This window comes from Amycolatopsis sp. MJM2582 (assembly GCF_000754115.1).
In the GTDB taxonomy this organism is placed as follows: domain Bacteria; phylum Actinomycetota; class Actinomycetes; order Mycobacteriales; family Pseudonocardiaceae; genus Amycolatopsis; species Amycolatopsis japonica.
Map to the genome: position 1 here is coordinate 80,619 of NZ_JPLW01000009.1, position 20,961 is coordinate 101,579.

The 20,961-nt window shown below is 69.6% G+C and carries 15 protein-coding genes and 1 tRNA gene; 4 read left to right on the forward strand and 12 right to left on the reverse strand.

The features are described 5' to 3' along the window. Positions 1 to 21: 21 nt before the first annotated feature. The 7 genes from ED92_RS39100 to ED92_RS39130 form a co-directional block, all read right to left on the reverse strand. On the reverse strand, positions 22 to 657 hold the full coding sequence (locus ED92_RS39100; RefSeq protein WP_037347649.1) for a hypothetical protein: 636 nt from the start codon (positions 655 to 657) through the stop codon (positions 22 to 24). Next, entirely contained in the window at positions 650 to 1,069 is a 420-nt protein-coding gene (locus ED92_RS39105) for a thioesterase family protein (RefSeq protein ID WP_037347650.1), read from the reverse strand. The genes ED92_RS39100 and ED92_RS39105 overlap by 8 nt, the downstream gene beginning before the upstream one ends. Further along, on the reverse strand, positions 1,069 to 6,042 hold the full coding sequence (locus ED92_RS39110) for an NAD-glutamate dehydrogenase (RefSeq protein WP_037347651.1): 4,974 nt from the start codon (positions 6,040 to 6,042) through the stop codon (positions 1,069 to 1,071). Before ED92_RS39110 ends, ED92_RS39105 begins: the two co-directional genes overlap by 1 nt. A 342-nt stretch (positions 6,043 to 6,384) precedes the next feature. Next, entirely contained in the window at positions 6,385 to 8,937 is a 2,553-nt protein-coding gene (locus ED92_RS39115) for a hypothetical protein (RefSeq protein ID WP_037347653.1), read from the reverse strand. Between the two features lie 16 nt (positions 8,938 to 8,953). After that, positions 8,954 to 10,630 (reverse strand): energy-dependent translational throttle protein EttA, encoded by a 1,677-nt coding sequence (gene ettA, locus ED92_RS39120; protein ID WP_007034699.1) that lies wholly within the window; start codon positions 10,628 to 10,630, stop codon positions 8,954 to 8,956. Positions 10,631 to 10,726: 96 nt separating this feature from the next. After that, the gene (locus ED92_RS39125) at positions 10,727 to 11,176 is read right to left on the reverse strand and encodes a single-stranded DNA-binding protein (RefSeq protein WP_233629969.1); all 450 of its coding nucleotides are present in this window, start codon (positions 11,174 to 11,176) and stop codon (positions 10,727 to 10,729) included. 162 nt (positions 11,177 to 11,338) lie between these two features. Further along, a complete protein-coding gene (locus tag ED92_RS39130; RefSeq protein ID WP_037347656.1) occupies positions 11,339 to 13,366 on the reverse strand; it encodes a cytochrome c oxidase assembly protein in 2,028 nt (675 codons plus the stop codon). Positions 13,367 to 13,408: 42 nt separating this feature from the next. Between ED92_RS39130 and ED92_RS39135 the strand changes: the two genes are divergently transcribed. Further along, entirely contained in the window at positions 13,409 to 14,047 is a 639-nt protein-coding gene (locus ED92_RS39135) for a histidine phosphatase family protein (RefSeq protein ID WP_037347658.1), read from the forward strand. On the opposite strand, the gene ED92_RS39140 is transcribed toward ED92_RS39135, so the two are convergent. Together ED92_RS39140 and ED92_RS39145 are read right to left on the reverse strand one after the other, a co-directional pair. After that, a complete protein-coding gene (locus tag ED92_RS39140) occupies positions 14,021 to 15,154 on the reverse strand; it encodes a sensor histidine kinase (protein ID WP_037347660.1) in 1,134 nt (377 codons plus the stop codon). The two genes, ED92_RS39135 and ED92_RS39140, sit on opposite strands and share 27 nt — an antisense overlap. Before the next feature lie 104 nt (positions 15,155 to 15,258). Next, positions 15,259 to 16,437, reverse strand: coding sequence for an MFS transporter (locus tag ED92_RS39145; protein ID WP_037347661.1), 1,179 nt, complete (start codon positions 16,435 to 16,437; stop codon positions 15,259 to 15,261). 121 nt (positions 16,438 to 16,558) lie between these two features. On the opposite strand from ED92_RS39145, the gene ED92_RS39150 reads away from it, so the two are divergent. The 3 genes from ED92_RS39150 to ED92_RS39160 all read left to right on the forward strand — a co-directional run bounded on the left by ED92_RS39150 (position 16,559) and on the right by ED92_RS39160 (position 18,502). Beyond that, entirely contained in the window at positions 16,559 to 17,608 is a 1,050-nt protein-coding gene (locus tag ED92_RS39150; protein ID WP_037347663.1) for a LacI family DNA-binding transcriptional regulator, read from the forward strand. 188 nt (positions 17,609 to 17,796) lie between these two features. Beyond that, on the forward strand, positions 17,797 to 18,186 hold the full coding sequence (locus ED92_RS39155; RefSeq protein WP_037347665.1) for a peptidase inhibitor family I36 protein: 390 nt from the start codon (positions 17,797 to 17,799) through the stop codon (positions 18,184 to 18,186). Positions 18,187 to 18,428: 242 nt separating this feature from the next. Beyond that, positions 18,429 to 18,502: transfer RNA gene (locus tag ED92_RS39160), tRNA-Arg, on the forward strand. A 79-nt stretch (positions 18,503 to 18,581) separates the two neighbouring features. Here ED92_RS39160 and xerC read toward each other — a convergent pair. The 3 genes from xerC to ED92_RS39175 all read right to left on the reverse strand — a co-directional run. Then, positions 18,582 to 19,658 carry a tyrosine recombinase XerC gene (xerC, locus tag ED92_RS39165; RefSeq protein WP_161791143.1) on the reverse strand — a complete coding sequence of 359 codons (1,077 nt, stop codon included), beginning with the start codon at positions 19,656 to 19,658 and terminating at the stop codon, positions 18,582 to 18,584. Positions 19,659 to 19,735: 77 nt separating this feature from the next. Continuing rightward, positions 19,736 to 19,912, reverse strand: a complete 177-nt coding sequence (locus tag ED92_RS39170; protein WP_037347666.1) for an AlpA family transcriptional regulator — start codon at positions 19,910 to 19,912, stop codon at positions 19,736 to 19,738. Then, positions 19,909 to 20,961, reverse strand: a 1,053-nt coding sequence (locus ED92_RS39175) for a replication initiator (RefSeq protein ID WP_037347669.1), incomplete at its 5' end; no start/stop codon positions are given. The genes ED92_RS39175 and ED92_RS39170, both read right to left, overlap by 4 nt.

The following is a 20,961-nucleotide window of genomic DNA, read 5'->3' on the forward strand; positions in this document are numbered from 1 at the left end:
CGTCATGCGGTAAGAAACCCGTCAGAACAGCAGCGGCAGGAGTGCGTGGCGCCGCTTGAGGACGGCGCCGTACCGGGCGTCGATGCGCATCCACGAATCCGTCGCGGTCACCCGGACGACGTCGCCGTCGATCGACGAGTCCACGAAACCCATCCCCGACAACGCGAACAGGCACCGCATCTGGACCTTGATCTCCAGCTCGTTGCCCGAAACGGTGAGCACCGCCTGGTCCATCAGCGACGCGGGCGGCGTGCCGTGTGGGCCCACGTTGTCGCGCGCGAGGGTGACCCCGCGATCGGCCAGCTCGGAGATCACCGTCGCCGGCAGTTCGTCCACCAGCTGCCAGCGGCCCGGCGCGGGCAGCTCGGAATGCCACATCAGATCGCGGGCGGGGCCTGGATCCATCCGCTCGCCACCGGCGACGGTCAGCGCGGCGAGCAGCTCGTTCCCGGACACGGTGATGTCCGACGGCGTGATGTCACCGGCGACGGCCCTGGTGGCCAGGACCTCGAACGGCGTCGCGCACCACGCCTCGACGACACCGTCACCCCGCTGCCGCAACCGCACCAGCGTGTTCTGGTCGAGCCGGACCGCCCTGGCCACGAACGCGCCGAGCGTTTCGCGGTCGCCCGCGTCCGGGATGACGAGCTCAGGCATCCGCGAACCCCTTCTCCAGGAAGGCACGTTCGTCCTCGGTCAGCCGGCGGGGCCGCTCGGACACGGTGTCGAACGGCGCGAGCACCGTCTCGGCGGTGACCGCGACCTTGTCGGCCTCGGCGGGCCCGGAATGCACCCGGTAGCCGAGGGTGAAGCTGGCGTGCTTCAAGTCCTTCAACGAGATCTCCACCCGGATGTCCTGATCGGACACCACGATCGGCGAACGGTAATGGACGGCCAGCTTCACCACCACGATGCCCTTCGGCAGTTCGGTGAGCCCGGCGCGGACGGCGTCCCCGAACAACAGCGGGATCCGTGCCTCTTCGAGCAGGGTCACCATGTTCGCGTGGTTGACGTGCCCGTAGACGTCCATATCCGACCAGCGCGGCCGGATCAGGGAAATGTAGCTCACTACCTCACCGTGCTCCGGATCTGCCTCGCCGCCACCGACAGCGTCGCCAGGTCGAGCTTGCCGAACTGGCTGATCTCGTCCAGCGCGACCCGGGCCCGCTGCAGCCTGGAGGCGTTCGTCTTCTCCCAGTGGGCGATCTTCTCGTCCGGGTCGGTGCCCGAATCGCTGTGCCGCAAGGCGTCCAGCGTGATCGTCCGCAGGGAACCGTAGACGTCGTCCCGCAGCGCCAGCCGCGCGAGCGCGTGCCAGCGGTTGCCGCGTTCGAGACCGCTGATCGACGTCAGCATCTTGTCGATGCCGAGGTGGTCGGAAAGCGCGTAGTACAGGCCCGCCGTCTCCGTCGGCGTGTGCACCGCGTCGATCCCCGCCTGCTGCTCGGCCAGCTCCGCGACGTCGGTGACGTCGAGCAGGCCGTAGGTGTGCAGCAGCAGCGCCACCCGTCCGGCGAGTTCCGCCGGGACGCCCTTCTCGATCAGCCGCTCGGTGTTCGCGTCCACCGAAGCGCACTCGACACCGCGAAGCAGTTCGTGCGCCCTCGGGGCCAGCTCGCCGACGACCCGGCCGAACCGGTTGATCTCGGCGAGCGGGGCCAGCGGCTGCGGCCGGTTGGTGAGGAACCAGCGGGCGGCGCGGTCGAGCAGCCTGCGGGTCTCCAGCATCATCTCGTCGGCGACCTCGGTCGGCACGACGTTGTCCAGCGCGTCGATCTGGGCCCACAGCGAGGGCAGGTCGTACACGTGGGTGACCACGGCGTACGCGCGGACGGCGTCGGTCGCGGTCGCGTTCATCTCCTCCATGAGGCGGAAGACGTACGAGATCCCGGCGCCGTCGACGACCTCGTTGGCCACCATCGTCGTGATGATCTCGCGCTTCAGCGGGTGCTGGAAGATCGCGTCGCCGAAGCGCTCCCGAAGCGGCTTCGGGAAGTACTCGGGCAGGCGGCGCGAGAACACCTCGGAGTCCGGCAGTTCGCTGGCCAGCAGCTCGTCCTTGAGGTCGAGCTTGACGTGCGCGAGCAGCGTCGCCAGTTCCGGCGAGGTGAGACCCTCGCCCGCCTTCTCCAGCGCGCGGAACTCCGCCGAACTCGGCAGCGCTTCGAGCTTGCGGTCGAAGGCACCCTTCGCGACCAGCGCCGCGACGAGCCGCTGGTGCACCGAGACCATCGGGCCGGCGTGCGCCCGGCTGACCCCGAGCACCGCGTTCTGCCGGTAGTTGTCGGCCAGCACCAGCTCGCCGACCTCGTCGGTCATCTGCTCGAGCAGTTCGTTGCGCTGCTCGGCGTCCAGCGATCCGGTCGAGACCAGGTGGTCCAGCAGGATCTTGATGTTGACCTCGTGGTCGGAGCAGTCCACGCCGGCGGAGTTGTCGAGCGCGTCGGTGTTGATCTTGCCGCCCGCGCGGGCGAACTCGATCCGGCCGAGCTGGGTCAGGCCCAGGTTCCCGCCTTCGCCGACGACCTTGACGCGAAGCTGGTTGCCGTTGACGCGCAGGGCGTCGTTGGCCTTGTCGCCCGCGTCCGCGTGGGTCTCGTTCTCGGCCTTGACGTAGGTGCCGATGCCGCCGTTCCACAGCAGCTCGACCGGCGCCAGCAGGATCGCCTGCATCAGGTCGTTGGGCGCCAGTTTCGTGACGTCCTCACCGAGGCCGAGCGCCTCGCGGACCTGCGGGCTGACCGGGATCGTCTTCGCCGACCGCGAGTAGATCCCGCCGCCCTCGCTGATCAGCGAGCGGTCGTAGTCCTCCCACGACGAACGAGGCAGATCGAACAGCCTGCGCCGCTCGGCGAACGACGTCGCCGAATCCGGGTTCGGGTCGAGGAAGATGTGCATGTGGTTGAAGGCGGCCACGAGCCGGATGTGCTTCGAGAGCAGCATCCCGTTGCCGAAGACGTCTCCCATCATGTCGCCGATGCCGACGACGGTGAAGTCCTCGGTCTGGGTGTCCTTGCCCAGCTCGCGGAAGTTGCGTTTGACGCTCTCCCAAGCGCCCTTCGCGGTGATGCCCATGGCCTTGTGGTCGTAGCCGACCGAGCCACCGGACGCGAAGGCGTCGCCGAGCCAGAACCCGTAGTTCGCCGAGACCTCGTTCGCGATGTCGGAGAACTTCGCGGTGCCCTTGTCCGCGGCGACCACGAGGTAGCTGTCGTCGCCGTCGTGGCGGACCACGCGCGGCGCCGGGACGGTCTTGCCCTCGACGCGGTTGTCGGTCACGTCGAGCAGGCCGGAGATGAACATCCGGTAGCAGGCGATGCCCTCGTTCAGCTGGGCGTCGCGGTCCAGGCCGGGGTCGCCCGTGGCCGTCGGCGGGCGCTTCACGACGAAGCCGCCCTTCGCGCCGACAGGCACGATGACCGCGTTCTTGACCGCCTGCGCCTTGACCAGGCCGAGGATCTCCGTGCGGAAGTCCTCCCGTCGGTCGGACCACCGCAGGCCACCGCGCGCGACATCGCCGAAGCGCAGGTGCACACCCTCGATGCGGGGCGAGTACACGAAGATCTCGTACTTCGGCCGAGGCTCGGGCAGCTCGGGCACCGCGCTCGGGTCGAGTTTGAGCGCCAGGTACGGGCGGGAGTTCCCGTCCTCGTCGGTGACGTGGTAGTTCGTCCGCAGCGTGGCGAGGATGACCGACATCAGCCGCCGCAGGATCCGGTCCTCGTCGAGGCTCGTCACCTCGTCGACCAGCTTGCCGATCTCGGTGGTGAGCTGATCGGCCTGCGACGCGCGCGCCTCGTCGCCGAGCGCGAGGTCGAAGCGGGTCTCGAACAGCCGCACCAGCGCGGTGGCGATGTCGGTGTGCGCCAGGACGGTGTTCTCGATGTACTCCTGCGAGAACGGGATCTTCGTCTGGCGCAGGTACCGCGAATAGGCCCGCAGGATGGCCGCCTGGCGCCAGGTGAGCCCGGCGCGCAGGACGAGACCGTTGAAGCCGTCGACCTCGCAGTCGCCGCGCCAGGCGGCGTGGAAGGCGTCCTGGAAGCGGGTGCGCAGGTCGCTGTCCGCGTGGTCGAGGACCTGCGGGTCGATCCGCAGGCCGAAGTCGTAGATCCAGGACCGGCCGCCGTCCTCGCGGCGCAGTTCGTACGGCCGCTCGTCGACGACCTCGACCCCCATCCGCTGCAGGACCGGGAGCACCTGGGAGAGGGTGACGCCCTCACCGCGCAGGTACAGCTTGAAGCGCCGCTCCCCCGCCTCGGCGTCGGCCGGCAGGTAGAACGACATCGACAGGTCGCCCTCGTCGGTCAGCGACTCCAGGGCGCGGAGGTCCGCCAGCGCTTCGAGCGCGGTGAAGTCCTCCTTGTAGCCCTCGGGGAACACCGCGGCGAACCGCTGCCCCTGCTCCCCCGCGGACTCCTCGACCAGCAGACCGATCGCGACGCCGCTGTCCCCGGCGCGCTCGCGGCGCTCGGCGAGGATCGCCTCGACCATCCGGTCGTCCCAGCTGCGCACGGCTTCGTTGAGCCGTTCCTGGATGCGCAGGGTGTCCGGTTCGGAGCGCTGCGACGGATCGGTGTGCACGATGAAGTGCACCTGCGCGAGCACGGTCTCGCCGATGCGCGCGCTGTACTCCAGTTGCGTGCCTTCGAGTTCTTCGAGCAGGACCTCCTGCATCGCGAGCCGCGAACGGGTCGTGTAGCGGTCACGCGGGAGGTACACGAGGCACGAGTAGAAACGGCCGTACGGGTCGCGGCGCAGGAACAGGCGCAGCCGTCGGCGATCCGAAAGCGTGATCGCGCCCGTCGTCGTCGAGTACAGCGAGTCGGTGTCGGCCGAGAACAGGTCCGCGCGCGGCCAGTTCTGCAGGACTTCGAGCATCCGCTGGCCGGAGAAGGACTCCATCGGGAAGCCCGCGCGGTGGATGACCTCGCGGACCCGGTTGCAGACCACCGGGATGTCGAGCACGTTCTCGTGCAGCGCGGTGGTGGTGAACATGCCGAGGAACCGGTGCTCGCCGGTGACGTTCCCGTTGTCGTCGAACGTTTTCACGCCGACGTAGTACGGATACACCGGGCGGTGCACGGTGGACGGCGCGCTCGCCTGGGTCAGCACCAGCAGCGTCGGCGCGAGCGCGGAGGCCGCGGTGTCCGGGCCGGCGGTGAGGCTGCGCGCGGCCAGGCTGTCCTGGCGCAGCACGCCCAGCCCGGTGGCGAGGACCGCGCGCAGGGCGGGCTCTTCGCTGTCCGGGTGCGGGTTGTCGATCAGCTCGTAACGGCGGTAGCCCAGGAAGGTGAAGTGGCCCTCGGCCAGCCAGCGCAGCAGCCGGGCGCCTTCCGCGACCTCGTTGGCGGGCAGCCGCGGCGGGTTCCCGTCCAGCTCGTCGGCGAGACGACGCGCCGTCTCCGTCATCTTGTCGGTGTCCTCGACGACCTCGCGGACGTCACCCAGCACCGACGACAGCCGGTTGTCCAGCTCGCGGGCCCGGTTCGGGTCCGTGACCAGGTCGATCTCGATGTACATCCACGACTCGGCCGCCGAATTCGCCGGCGGCTCCGCCGGGTCGGCGTCCGGGTGGACCTCCAGCAGCTCACCGGTCAGATCCCGGCTCACCACGACGATGGGGTGCACGATGCGCTGCACCTGCACCCCGTCCCGCGCGAACTCGGCCGCGACGGAATCCACCAGATACGGCATGTCGTCCGTGACGACCTGCACCACGGTGGCCTCACGCGTCCAGCCGTCTTCGGGCCCCGTCGGGTTCAGCAACCGCACCGCGGGACGGCCGGGCATCCGGTCCTTCGCGAGCTGCAGATGCGAGCGGACGGCGCCGACGAGGTCGACCGGGTCGTCACCGAGAATCTCTTCGGCCGGGATGTGCCGGTAGTACAGGCGGATCAGGTCGCCGATCTCCGGGGCGTACGCCGCGGCGGCGTCGATCAGGTCGTCCCGGATCTGCTCCGGGTTCGCCGACCGGCGCCGGGCGCCATCCTCGGTGCCGACATCTTTTCCGGGCAGGGACGAGACTCCCGTCGAGCTCATTTGAGGCAACTCTCCACTGTAGCGAGATTGACACCGCGACCGGCACGACTCTGTACCGGCCCAGACCCAACCTACAGCTCGGGACAGTCGGCTCCACAAGGCCGGGTCATTCCCGCCCGTCGAAGATTTCCCTGCTCAGATACCGGAATCGCCGTGATCGGTTCAGCTACTCGCCGGTCACATCGGCGGTCTGTCCGGACCCTTCCACGCCTCGCCGCACCGGGGTGACCAGCACCCATTGCCGCGTGATGCCCCGACGGGCGACCTGAGCGGGCCATCTGAATCGTTCAAGCCCGGGTGCGGCTCCCACCGAGGTGAGCAAGGGACCTTTGCTACCGCGGGTCAGTCGCTCCCGTTGGCGCGGTGCCGGTCGTGCCCGTTGACCGGACGCTTTCCCGAGTCCTGGGAACCAAGCTGCTTCACGAGCGCGGCGGCGCTGGCGGTGCCCGCCTGATGCTCGGCGAGCGCGCGGGCGAGCAGATCGGCGAGACCGGCGTCCGGCGGCGGTTCCTCCTCCGCGATCGCGCGGGCGTAGCTCTCCGGGAACGGCGTGATCGGCCGCCAGGAACCGGTGTCGGTCAGCGGGTCCAGCGCGGGCGGCATCCGCAACCGCGGCAACCAGGGATCCGCGACCTCTTCCTTGGCGGCCGGACGGGCGTTCTCCTGAGTCCGCGGTGGCGCGGGATCTTCCCGAGGCGGCGGGGCGAGCGGGACAGCGGGCTCGCGGTACTCGACCGGCGGCTGTTCCCGGCGTGCCTCGACGCGTTCTTCGGCGACGGGTTCAGGGTGCACGGGATCCGCGGCGGCGTCCGCACGGCGACGGCCGCCGCCCTGTCCACCGGAACTCGAGATCCCGAGCCGATCCAGCACAGATTTCGCCGCCACGGAACCGTGTTCGGCGTCGTGCCTGGTCTTGCGCGAGGCGGGCGCCGACGACCGGCGGGCCCGCTCTTCGGCCGCCCATTCGTCGCTCTCCCACAACGGGGCGGCGGTGCCGGGCGGACGCGGCGGCGTGGCCTCCGCCGTCATCCTCGGCCGGGGCTCGGCGGCGGGCTCGGGTGCGAGAAGCAGTTCCGGCACGACGGGTTCCGACGCCGCGACGGGCACCGGCTCCTCGGTCCGGGCGGGCGCTTCGGCTTCGGTCCGCCACCGTGCGGCCGGCGCCGGGGTTTCGGGACGAGCGACCACGGGTTCGGCGGCGGTCTCACGCGCCGCGGGCGTCTCCGGACGACGGCGGCGCCCAGGCTCCGGCTCGGGACGCGACACCGGCGCGGGTTCCGGTTTCGGCGGCGGCATCAGTTTCGGCGCGGCGGGTTCGGCCTTGGGCTCGAACCTGATCGACGGTTTGGCCTTCTTCGGCACCCGGCGACGCCAGTCGCTGTCGGACTCCGCCACTTCCCGTGCGGGCTCCGGCCGGGACGGCGGCTTCAACACCGGTGCTTCGCTCTTTTCGGCGACCGGCGTCGCGGGCCGCTCCACCGGACGCGGCGGCTCGGCGGGACGCGCGGGCTCGGCGGGAGGCGCGGGCTCCGCGGGGCGTGCGGGTACCGACGCGCGCGCAGGCTCGACCGGCGTTTGCCGCACCGGCGCGGGCTCCGGCTGCCTGGTCTGCCGCACGGGCTGCGACTCACGACGAACCGGCGGCTCGGCCGCGGCCCGTCTCGGCGGTGCCGCCACGTCGATCGGCGGGATCACCGCGGTCACCTCGGCCGGTTCCGGCGCCGGAACTGCCGACCGCGCGGCCACGGCCCGCAAGACGTCGTCGAGGTCGACAGCGGCGTTCTCGGCCGAGCCGAACTCGCCGACCAGGACGTTGCACGCCTGCCTGCGCGCGCGGGCGTGCAGATGCTCGGCGGCCCGCGAACGGTGCAGGCAGCCGATGGCCTCTTCGGCCCGGCCCAGCCGTTCCTCGATCTGCGCGAGCTCCAGCCACAGCCGTGCCGTGACGGCGTGCAGGTTGTGGTCACCGGTCCCGGCGACCGCCTCACGGACGAGCATCCCGGCGGCCTCGCCGGATCCCGCGGGCAGCAGGACCCGGGTGGCCACCGCCAGCCGCAGCCAGGCGGCGGGCGCGATCCCCGCGGCCCGGACGGGGGCGTCGAGGATCGGCTGCGCGACCTCCAGCGCCATCTCCGTGTCGCCCCGGTCCAGCAACGTGCAGACGAGTTGCAGGATCAGCCTGATCCGGACGAGACCGCCGTCGTCGTCCGGGTTTCCGAGCTTTTCGAGCATGCCCAGCCCGGTCCGCGCGGCATCGGCGGCCGCCGTCAGGTCTCCGTGCCGACGGCGGTGCGCCGACACCCCGACCCGCAACATCGCGCGGATCAGCAGCTGCGAGTCCGCCGTCATCGAGCCGTCGCCGAGCACGAGCTTGTCCGCCTCGGCGAGCACCCGGTCCAGTTCCGCCTTCCGGCCGAACTGCGCCAGGCAGCCGACGAGATGACATAACGCCTCGGCCCGGTGCGACGGCGAAACCGCCGGATCCGCCAGCAACGGACGCAACGCGGCCAGCCCCGTCAGCGGGATGCCGACGCTGCGCGCGCAGACCGCCAGGTCGATCCTCAGCCGGGCGGCGATGTCGCCGTAGCCCGCGTGTTCCGCGGCGCGCAGGGCGGCCACGGCGCGGCCGACCGTCCGGGGACGGCCACCGAGCCGCACCCGGGCGCTCACCACGAGGCTTTCCGCACGGATCCACTGCTCGTCGGCTCCGGCGGCCTCGGCGAGCGCTGCCGCACGCTCCCCGAGGACCAGGGCGAGCTCGGGCGCCCTCAGGTGCAGGGCGTCCGCGCGTTCGATCAACCTGCCGACAGCGGACAGGGTTCCCCCGGTGGCAGCCGTCCGCCCACCCACCATGGTGGTGGGCGAGCCCGGCCGTTGGCGCTTGCTGGCTTCCACGGGGAACCCCCGGCCCTCAGTCGCGGGTCAGCTTGCGATGGGTGACGCGGTGCGGACGAGCCGCCTCGGCACCGAGACGCTCGACCTTGTTCTTCTCGTAGCCTTCGAAGTTACCTTCGAACCAGAACCATTGCGAGGGGTTCTCGTCCGTGCCTTCCCAGGCGAGGATGTGCGTCGCGACCCGGTCGAGGAACCACCGGTCGTGCGAGATGACCACGGCGCAGCCGGGGAACTGCTCGAGAGCGTTCTCCAGCGACCCCAGGGTCTCGACGTCCAGGTCGTTCGTCGGCTCGTCGAGCAGGATCAGGTTCCCGCCCTGTTTGAGGGTCAGCGCCAGGTTCAGCCGGTTGCGCTCACCACCGGAGAGCACGCCCGCCGGCTTCTGCTGGTCCGGCCCCTTGAAACCGAACGCGCTGACGTAGGCACGCGAGGGCATTTCGGTCTGCCCGACGTGGATGTAGTCCAGCTTGTCCGAAACCACCTCCCATACCGTCTTCTTCGGGTCGATCCCGCCGCGATTCTGGTCCACATAGGACAGTTTGACCGTCTCGCCGATCTTGACCCGGCCGTCGTCCGGCTCCTCGAGCCCGACGATCGTCTTGAACAGGGTCGTCTTGCCGACACCGTTCGGCCCGATCACGCCGACGATGCCGTTGCGCGGCAGGTCGAACGACAGCCCGTCGATGAGCACGCGGTCGTCGAAACCCTTGCGCAGCTTCTCGACCTCGACGACCACGCTGCCCAGCCGGGGCCCCGGCGGGATCTGGATCTCTTCGAAGTCGAGCTTGCGGTGCTTGTCCGCCTCCGCGGCCATCTCCTCGTAGCGGTCGAGCCGGGACCGCGACTTGGTCTGACGCGCCTTGGCGTTGGACCGGACCCATTCGAGCTCGGACTTCAGGCGCTTCGCGAGCTTGGCGTCCTTCTTGCCCTGGACCTCGAGACGCTCGCGCTTCTTCTCCAGGTACGTCGAGTAGTTGCCCTCGTAGCCGACGACGCGGCCGCGGTCGAGCTCCATGATCCACTGCGCGACGTTGTCCAGGAAGTACCGGTCGTGCGTGACGGCGAGGACGGCGCCGGCGTAGTTCGCCAGGAACTGTTCCAGCCACAGCACGCTTTCGGCGTCCAGATGGTTGGTGGGCTCGTCGAGGAGCAGCAGGTCGGGCGCGGACAGGAGCAGCTTGCACAGCGCGACCCGGCGGCGCTCACCACCGGAGAGGTGGGTGACCGGCTCGTCCGGCGGCGGGCAGCGCAGGGCGTCCATCGCCTGCTCGACCGTGGAGTCGATCTCCCACGCGTCGGCGTGGTCGAGCTCCTCCTGGAGCTTGCCCATCTCCTCCATCAGCTCGTCGCTGTAGTCGGTCGCCATGAGCTCGGCGACCTCGTTGAAGCGGTTGAGCTTGACCTTGATGTCGCCAAGGCCCTCTTCGACGTTCTCGCGGACGGTCTTTTCCTCGTTGAGCTCCGGCTCCTGCATGAGGATGCCGACACTGGCGCCAGGCTGGAGGAAGGCTTCGCCGTTACTGGCCTGCTCGATCCCCGCCATGATCTTCAGAACGGTGGACTTACCCGCGCCGTTCGGCCCCACCACGCCGATCTTGGCGCCGGGGTAGAACGCGGTGCTGACGTCGTCGAGGATGACCTTGTCCCCGACGGTCTTGCGCACCTTCTTCATGGTGTAGATGAACTCGGCCATACAAGCGATCGTAGAGCGAGCCGATCGCGGCCTTGACGGCGGTCACCACCGAGCTACCGACAGTCAGCCCGATATCACTGAGTGAGCACCGGCACCTCAGGCCACGGGTGCGTCCTCCAGCGCGATGACCATGGGATTCCCCGCGGGCGGCGGGGCCGACGGGATCGCCCTGGGCCGATCCCGTCCCATCCGGTGGATCTCGGCCGAGCACCGGGCGAGGTTGGGGCCGATGGAGAAGGCCTCAAGCTCAGGTAGACCCAGAGGTGCCGGGATCTCCTCCGCCGTCTCCGCGCCGCGCAGCCGCCCGGCCACGATCACCGGGTCGCCTTTGCTCAGGCAAGAGAACGCCGCCATCGCCAGCTTGCGCCAGCAGGTGACCTTGACCGCGAGTTGCCGCCCCTCGCCCCACTCGCCTCTTTCCTTGTCGTACCGGCGTTCGACACTCCGCAGGCCGAACGACACGACGTCGTGCCCGTGCACCCGCTCCGGATGGTGGACCGGTTCGCTGGTCAGGTTGCCGATCATGGTCACCCACGTTTCGCCCATCGCCATCACACTCGCCCTTCTCCTCGTTCCGGGACTTTCCCGTCCGTGATCACAGACTGCCGCGGATCGAGGGTTGAAAAGGGACGTGAACCGGATCTGTGGACAACTCCGGGCGTTGTGGACAACTCGACGTGGAGCGCCGAGGACTGTGGGCGGGGTGTGCTAGGAGCCAGACCCCGGACCCCGCCCCTGATCGGCGAGTTTCTTCAGCATCGCGTTGTAGGCGTTCAGATCCGCGTCGCCCGAGGCCTCCTCGCGGCGATCCCGGCGCCGAGCCTCCCGCTCGTCCTGACGCGCCCACTGCACCAGCAGCGCGACGAGCACCAGCAGCACCGGCAACTCGCCGGACGCCCACGCGATCCCGCCGCCGAGCCGCTGGTCGGTCAGCAGGTCGGTGACCCACGGCAGTTTCAGCCCGCGGTAGAAGTCCTGTCCGAGCACGGTCTGCATGCTCATCAGCGCGATCCCGAAGAACGCGTGGAACGGCATGGCGGCGAACATCATCCCCAGCCGTCCCAGCGGCGGGAGCCGTCGCGGCGCCGGGTCGACCCCGATCACCGGCCAGTAGAAGACGTAACCGGCGAGCAGGAAGTGCGCGTTCATCGCCAGGTGCGCCCAGTGGTAGTTCAGCGCGGCGTCGAACAGGCCCGAGAAGTACAGACCGTAGAAGGAACCGACGAACAGCAGCAGCGCGACGATCGGATGCGTCAGGAACCGTGAAAGCGGCGAGTGCACGAACGCGAGCAGCCATTCACGCGGTCCGGGCGGGGCGTCCTTGCCCGCCGTGGGCAACGCGCGCAGGGCGAGCGTCACGGGTCCGCCGAGCACGAACAGCACCGGCGCCACCATGGACAGCAACATGTGGTTGCCCATGTGCACGCTGAACATCGCGGGCGCGTACCGCCCGATGCCGGACGACGTCGCGATCAGCAGCACGAAACAACCCGCGAGCCACGCGATGGTCCGGCCGGTGGCCCAGGTGTCGCCGCGACGGCGCAACCGTCGCACCCCGGCGAGGTACAGCCCGGCGAGAACGATCGCGAGGGTCCCGTAGACGAGGTCGAACCGCCAATCCGTGAGCAGCCGGAGCACGGTCGGCGGACCGTGGAGGTCGTAGCCGATCAGCAGTTCGGTGGTCGACGGCTGGGTGAGCGATTCCTGCGGCGGAGGGGTCTTCGCGAGCCCGGTGGCGATGCCGATCGTGATGAACATGATCAGCACCTCGACCGCGGCGAGCCGCAGCAGCTGACCGCCGCCGGCGCCGTTCACCAGCCCGGCGACGCCCTTCTGCCGTTGCTGATGCCCGAAGACACCGAGCAGCAGCAACGCGACGATCTTCGCGACCACCAGCAGGCCGTAGTCCGTGGTGAACAGGTCGGCGATCCTGATCCGCACCAGCGCGTTGACGATGCCGGAGACCGCCATCACGATCCAGCAGACCAGTGCCAGCTTGGAGAACCGGGTCGCGGCGAGCTTGAGGTTCTCACCGCGTCGCCAGCCGAGCGCGAGCAGCGCCACGAGCCCGCCGACCCACAGCGCGGCGGCGACCAGGTGGTACAGCAGGCTGTTGGTCGCCATGTCGTGCGAGCCGCCGCTCGCGGAATGCCCCGTGACCGCGACCGGCACGAGACCGCCGACGGACAGGAAGAACACGACCGTCGTCCAGCCCCAGGTCAGCGCGAGACGGCAGCCGAGCGCGACCAGCAGCGCGATCAACGCGGTGAACAGCCATGCCTTGGGCTGCTCGATGGCGTCCACGAGGTCGATCAGCACCTGCGGCGACAGCACCTCGGTGAAGGGGCGCCCCGCGCCGTCCGCGGCCGAGAAGAAGATCGACGCGGCGGCGGCGAAGAACCAGACCCACGCGGCGACACCCGCGACGCGGATGGCCGCGTAACCGTCGGCCGCGAGCGTGCCGGACTTCTGCGGCGGGACGAGGAACGCGGCGAGCAGCAGCGAGCCCACGCACAGCACCGAAGCCGCCTCGGCCAGCACGCGGACGACGGTGATGCCGTAGCGCGTCACCAGGCCCGGGTCCGGGAGTCCGGCGATGACGTAACCGGCGCCACCGGTCAGCGCGACCAGGCCGACGGCCACCACCGCGGCCAGGAGCGCCCCGATCGACACCAGCGGCAGGACACCGGCCTTCCGCGCGGATGGGGCCGGTTTCGTCTCGGGGTCTGAAGGCACGTCACGAGGGTATGCCGGACGCGCAACCGGCAAGATGGCGGCGTGCGGATCATCCTGCTGAGGCACGCCGAGTCGCTCGGCAACGTCGACGAGCTCGCCTACACCCGGATCCCCGACCACGCGCTGCCGCTCACCGATGCCGGCCGCGAGCAGGCCAGGCTGGCGGGCCCGGAGATCGAGGACCTGCTCGAAGGGCGGCGCCCGGCGGTCTATGTGAGCCCGTACCTGCGGACGCGGGAAACGTTGCGGCTCATGGACATCCGTGACTCCTGCGAGCGGATCGTGCCGGAGCCGAGACTGCGGGAACAGGACTGGGGCAACCTCCAGGATCCGCGGGAGCAAGAGGTCCAGAAACAACGGCGCCACGAGTTCGGGCACTTCTTCTACCGGCTGCCGTTCGGCGAGTCCGGCGCGGACGTGGACGACCGGGTCGCCGCGTTCCTCAGCGAACTGGCGGCCTGCGGCGAAGATCACCCCGAAACCGTGCTGGTCGTCTCACACGGGCTGACCATCCGGCTGCTGTGCCGCCGGTTGTTCGGCTGGAGCATCGAGCTGTTCGAGTCCCTGTCCAACCCGACGACCTGCGAATACCGGGTCGTCGAGCGGGTGGGCGACAAATGGACGCTCGACCGCCCGTTCCGTCAGTGGCGGGACTCACCCGACGGGGAGACGCAGGACTGAGGGAGCCAGGAGCACCACTCTCGTTCCCAGTCCCGGGCTGGATTCGATCCGCGCGAAACCGCCGATCTCCGCCATCCGCGCGATGATCGAATTCTCGAGGCCGAAACCGCGCCGCCGGTCGCCGACGTCGAATCCGGCGCCGTGATCGCGCACCGTCAGGGAGACCCCGCCGCCGATCTCCTCGACGCTGACCACGGCCCGTCTGGTCCCGGAGTGCTTCAACGTGTTCCGCAATGCCTCCCTGACCGAATCGTGCAGTGCCACGGCCGCTTCCTCGGCGAGTTCCGGAGCGCAGTCGTCCTGGATGACCACCTCGGCGCGCAACCCCTCCGCGGCCATTTCGGCGGCGAGCAGCCGCAGCCGTTGATGCAGCCCCATTCCCTCGGCGGGTTCGTGTTCGAGGCTGATCCGGAGGCGCATCGCCTGGGCCCGAGCGGTCCGGCGGACGCGGTCGAGGCTGGCCGCCGGGTCGAGTTCGTCGGCGGGCGCGGGGATCGCGAACGACTCCATCACCTGCAGGACGGTGTCGTGGACGTCGCGGCGATGCCGTTCGCGTTCCGCCGCCCGGCCCTGTTGCTCCCCGAAGCCGAGCGCGAACCGCATCGAAGCGCCGACCACGCCGACGATCGCGAGCGACGCCACGAGCGCGGTCGCGAGGGTGAGCAGGAGACCGAGCGGCGAGCCGAAGTGCAGCACGACGTTCAGCAGCACCGCGCCCCCGATGGCGAACACGCCCGCGAGCGTGCCACGCAGCAGGGCGCAGATCATCACCGTGCCCATCAGATGGGTCCAGGTGATCGACGTGATCGCGCCGTCCTGCGTGAACGGCGCGGCCGTCAGGACGAACAGCGCGGCGAACACCGCGTCCGCCACCGGAACCAGCCGCGTCCCGGCCGGGGGACGGCGGAAGATCCAGACGGCTTCGGCGACGTTCGGCACCAGGTGCAGCAGCACGAACATCCACAGCACCGAACCGCCGGTGCCCGCCGTCCACAGCGCCTGCGCCAGCATCACCAGCCGGAACGCCACCGGGACCAGGATGAGCCAGGGCAACGTGGTCTGCACCAGCCGCGCCGGAATCCCGGCGCCCCCTCCGAGCATCAGCACCCTCACGCCGCCCCTCCCCCGGATCAGCCTTCCTGAAATGACGACAAAGTCGCATTCATTTCAGTTTACCGAGCAATCAGCTTGCCCGGGCTCCGGCGAGGATGTCAACGGGCGACGGGTTCGGCGGCCTCCTCCCGGTTCCGCGCCCGCGCCGCGGCCACCGCGGACGGCACGATCAGCGCCGCGGTCAAGCCGACGAAGAGGAACGACACCGAAAGCGACGTCACCTGCGCGATCCCGCCGATCAGCGGCGGCCCGGCGAGGAAGCCGGTGTAGGCGATCGCCGTGACGAACGCCAGCTCCCGCTCGCCTCCGGTGCCGTCGGCGCGTTTCCCCGACGCGCCCGCGAGGCTCAAGGCGATCGGGAAGGCCGCGGCCAGCCCTGCACCCGCCAGCGCGAAGCCGATGAACCCGAACACCGGCAGGCTCGCCACCGCGGCGAGCACCAGACCCGCCGCCGCGATCCCGGCGCCGACCGCGAGCGCCCGCGTCGCGCCGAAACGGTTCTGCAGCCAGGCACCCGCGAGCCGGGCGAGCGCCATGGCCAGGGCGAACCCGGAGTAGGCGAAGGCCGCGGCGCCGTCGCCGACGCCGTGCACGGACGTCATCAGCAGGGCGGACCAGTCCGAACTCGCACCCTCGGCGATGGCCGAAAACAACGCGATGGCGGCCAGCAGCCAGAGGACGGGACGTTTGATCGGTGGCACACGCGGTTTCCCGACGGGCTCGGTGTGCACGGGCCGCGCGCCGGGCACGGCCGTGATCACGAAGGCCAGCACGACCAGGGCGGACAGCGCGGCGACCGTGAGATGCCGTCCCGGCGACCACTGATGTGACGCGGCGAATCCGGCGGCGACGGAGCCCGCCAGCGCGCCGAAGCTGAATCCGGCGTGCAGGGTCGGCATGATGGCCCGCCCGGATCGGCGTTCCACCTCGACTCCCGCGACGTTCATCGCCACGTCCAGCGCGCCGACGCTCGCACCGAGGACGAACAGCGCCCCGGCGAGCAGGGCGACCGACGTCGAGAAGCCGATCATCGGCAACGCGGCGCAGGCGATGATCGTGCTGCCCGCGACCACCGCGCGGGCGCCGTGGCGTTCGATCAGCCGCCCCGAAACCGACGCCGCGATCAGCATGCCGACGCTGGCGCCCAGCAGGGCCAGCCCGAAAACGCCCGGTGAGGCGTTCACCCTTTCCGACAACGCCGGAGTCCGCGGCGCCCAAGAGCCGAGCGCGGCCCCGTTGAGCGCGAACACGACGAAAACGGCCGTACGGTCACGCATAGACCCCAGTCTCCTTCCGATTCCTCTTCCACCAGAATGACTTAAGCGCTTCAGAAAGTCCACCGGCGTTCCCCCGGACTACACTGCGCCGGTGACCAGCACGCGACGGCGAAGGCCGACGTTGGACGATGTCGCCGACGCCGTCGGGGTGTCGCGGGCGACCGTGTCCAACGCCTACAACCGGCCCGATCAGCTGTCCGCCCAGCTGCGGGACGAGGTGCTTCGCGCGGCCAAGAAGATCGGGTACGCGGGGCCGAACCCGACCGCGCGCAGTCTCGCGACCAGCCGCACCGGCGCGATCGCCGTCCTGCTCGACGCGAACCTTTCGACGGCGTTCTCGGATCCCGCGTTGTCGCTCACCCTCGACGCGCTCTCGACCGTCGTCGATCCCGAAGGCCACGCCCTCCTGCTGCTTCCCGGCGACGGCGAGAGCGGCGGCCCGCGCGCGGAGCGGATCCTGACCGCGCAAGCCGACATCGCGGTGGCGTATTCGCTGGCAGACGGCGCGCCGGCGCTGACCGCGGTCCGCGACCGGGGGATGCCGCTGGTGGTGATCGACCAGCCGCATATCCGCGGTTCGGCCAGGATCGGCGTCGCGGACCGGGCGGGCGCGGCGGCCGCCGCCCGGCATCTGGTGGAACTCGGGCACCGGCGGATCGGGATCTTCTCGGCGCAGTGCCTCTCCGCGCCGCGCGGCGGGGAATTGAGCGTGGCCGAGGCCGGGAGCAGCCGGTTCCACGACAACCGCGAGCGGATGGCCGGCTACCTGGAGACGCTGGACGAAGCGGGGATCCCGGCGGCGGACGTGCCGATCTGGGAGGCGTCCGGACTCTCGGTCGAGGGTGCGCTGCCGAGTGCGTTCGGCCTGCTTGACCGGCATCCGCGGCCGACGGCGCTGCTGTGCATGTCGGATCTGCTGGCGCTGGCGGCGATCTCGGCGGCCAGACATCTCGGCCTGTCGGTGCCGGGTGATCTTTCGGTCGTGGGCTTCGACGACGTCCCGCCCGCCCGGTGGTCCGAACCACCGCTGACGACCGTCCGGCAGGATCTCGCCGCCAAGGGCCGGGCGGCCGGCGAGCTGGTGCTGGGCCTGCTGCGCGGGGAGAAGGTCCCCGCCCCCGCCGAGATACCCGCCGAACTGGTCGTCAGGGACTCCACCGCGCCCGCGTAGCAGCCGCTTTCGGCGAACACAAGGCGCTCCCGGCGATATGTGGACAACTCGCCCCGATCGAGCGGCGCACAACTACTTATCCACAGAAGTAGAAATGCGGGCAGACAAAGCCTTCCCCGCGCGCCATCGTGGAATCACACATTCACCGACGGCGATCCAGCCGCCGATTCACGGGGGAGAACCCAGCCATGCAACGACGTTTGACGAACCTGCGCGCCCGCCTCCCGCACGTGCTCCTGCTCGCCCTGGCGGGCTTGCTGACCAGCGCCGGAGTCGCCGGTGCCGCCACCGCGCCGCCCCAGCCCGGCTGCCAGAAGGGCGAGTTCTGCGTATGGGACGCGGAATCGTACGGCGGCGCGGTGCACAAATTCGACCTGCGCACCTCCAATCCCGAGGAATGCATTCCCTTGCCCGAAGGCTTCGACGGGCATTCGTTCGTCAACCGGCTGAGCCGTGACGTGACGATTTACCAGAGCGAGGAATGCACGACGGAGGGAGATTTCATCACCTATCCGGGTGGCGGCACCTACGTACCCCAGGGGCCGTTCGTGATCCGCGCCCTCAAGATCTGGGACTGACCACCCCGGCGGTTCGTGCCGATCGCTCGCGGAAGAGTCGACTCGCGACCTGCACGAACCCAGGGGCCGCTCCCCCGAAGCGGCCCCGGCCCGTGAGCGCGTCACCCCGCGTCGTGACGCGCTCACGGGTGTTCCAAAAAACGGTGGGCTCGACCTGAAACGATCTGGCGGTGTCGAACGATCGACAGGTTGGCGACGGCTAAGCTGCCGATGCTGGGCGACACCCAACGTCGCCGACGTCGGCCCTCGTAGCTCAGCTGGATAGAGCAAGAGCCTTCTAATCTCTAGGTCGCAGGTTCAAGTCCTGCCGGGGGCACGCCGCCACAGGGAAACCCCTGGTCACGCAAGTGGCCAGGGGTTTCGTCGTTGATCAGCCCTTCGTTTACCCTTCGTTTTCACGCGGAGACCACCGGACGCGCGGTCAGTGCGGCACCGGCCTCCTCGCCGACGACACCCCGCTCCATGTACACGTCTTGCGTCGTGCTCGGGTCGTCGTGGCCGACGTAGTCGGCGATCTCTCGTGCTGACAGTCCGGCGGCGTCGAGCCTCCAAATGACGTAGTGCCGCCAGTCGTGCGGGTGCAGCCCCTGGAACGGCGTTCCTTCGACCACCCGGCGGATGTACTTGCGGGTGTTGTCCGGGTCTCGCAGCGTGCCCGTGGAGGACGGGAAGCACCACGGCGAGGTTGCGTCGGCATAGCGTCGCTTGAGAATGTCCATCACCCACGCGGGGGGACGGATGCGGCGCATCCCGGCGGGGCTCTTGGTGTAGTCCTGGACGATCAGCCCAACGCCGGTGACCCGGATCACGGTGCCGTGGATCCAGATGGTTCCGTCGTCAAAGTCCACCGAGGTTTCCCAGTCGAGCGCCAGCAATTCACCGATCCGGCAGCCGAGCCCGGATAGGGCTTCCTGGACGTCGACCAGGTCCCAGCGTGCCGCGTCCTCGGAGTCGCGGAAGAGCTGAAGCGCGCTCCCCGCGTTCTTCCCGGTGATGAGCCGGGGCTTCTTGCCGCTCTTATTCTTCTTCTTGCCCAGTGACTCGATCTCTCGCACCGGGTTGTCGTCGAGCGCGTCATGCCGGACCATCAGCGCGCAGATCGCGGTCAAGACCGCTCGTGCCTGCTTAGCGGCGGAACTCCCGTTCTTGTCTCGAACAGACGTCAGGACGCGGTTCACAATGGACACTCGCACCTCACGCACCCGAAGGTTCGCGAGCGGCCCCTGAAGGTACCGCTTCCATGCCCCTCGATAGTCCTGTTTGGTCCGAGTCGCCTTGTCCGAACGATCCAACTCCGCGAAGTAGATCTCGGCAACGGCCACGACCTTGGTATCCGGCAAGATCTCGCCGTCACGCGAGGCTTGCGCACGGTCCCGGAGGGCTTCGAGGAGATTGTTTACCGCCTTGCTCTTTGTCTCCCCCACGCGTTCCACGGGGCGCGCTATGCCGTCGTAATCCTTGTATCGAGCCACCGCGCACCAGTGCCCGCCCTCCATCTCGAACGCTCGGACCTTGCCCCAAGTCCCGAGCGGAAGGGGTGGCCGGGGCATTACGCGCCCCCTTGTTCGGCGACCCAGGCGTCGACGTCTTCGGGGCGGTAGCGGAGGTGTTTGCCGATGCGCTTGCCGACCGGGCCGTAGCCGGTGGTGCGCCACCGGTAGAGGGTGCCGACGGGGACTCCGAGGTGGGTCGAGAGGTCTTCGACGGTCATGAGTGGCTGGTTCATCGCTGGTTCTCCTTTGCGAGTTTTTCCTTACGTTGCTGGCGTTTTCCTTCGTAGATCGCTTCGGCGATCTCGCGTTCTTCGGGGTTGTTGTGGCCGTTTCCGGTGTAGTTCCAGTGGTTGACGACGATCACGCCGTCCGGAGTGGCGCCGAGGGCTTCGAGTGTCGCCACGTGCTGGTGGGTGCGGCGGTCGCCGCGCAGCGTGGTGAAGGTGACGGAGTACCGCTGTGACTTGGTGAGGAAGTGGCCTCGGAAGCCGAGCATGTGCGCCCACTTCCGGAGGAACGCGAGGTCTTCGCTGGCTCCGAGCTCCCAGGCGGTGGCGATCATGCGGCGGTGGTGCGGTAGGACGTCCAGGTGCTCGATCGCGCGTTCGGACCGGATAGGACGGTCGGGGACTTCGCTGGTGCTGGTGCCTTTGGTGGCGTATTTGGCGATGTATCCGGCTAGCGCGCGGTCGCTGATCTCGCCGTCGTCGCCCTCGATCTGCGCGGCGTGCGCGGGGCGAATGGGTCGGATGTCGATCTGCTGGCCCCAGGTGAACACGTGCTCGGTGGTCTCGCCGTCGAGCAGGAGTTCGCGGGACACGCGGGTGGTTTCCGCCGCCGCGCGGACGGCGTGTTCCATGAGTGTGCTGTCGACCCAGGCGGGTGCGGGATCGTGGGCGCCCTCGGGACCGTCGAGCCGGATCACGGCGTGGAAGTGGATGAGGCCGCGTTTCTGGTATTCGGCGACCTTGGCGTAGGAGAGCCGTGCGTGGTCGGCGAACTCGCTGGCCTTGAGCCCGGCTGCGCGGGCGATCTCCCGGCGAAGGCGGATGGTGAAGCGGTGCCACAGGTCGCCGGTGTGGCCTTGCCAGAGGACCGCGCCCCGGTAGTCGTACGCTTCGGGGTCGATCGCGGTACCGATGCGGGGATCGGCTTCGTGGTGGTTTTCCCCGCAGCCGCAAGGGATTCGGCGGCCGGTGCGGGTGGTGCGGCGGCCGTGGACGGCGCCGAAGCTGGGGGCGGTGAGGGTGACGAACAGGCGGGGCTTGTCCGCCACGGTCTC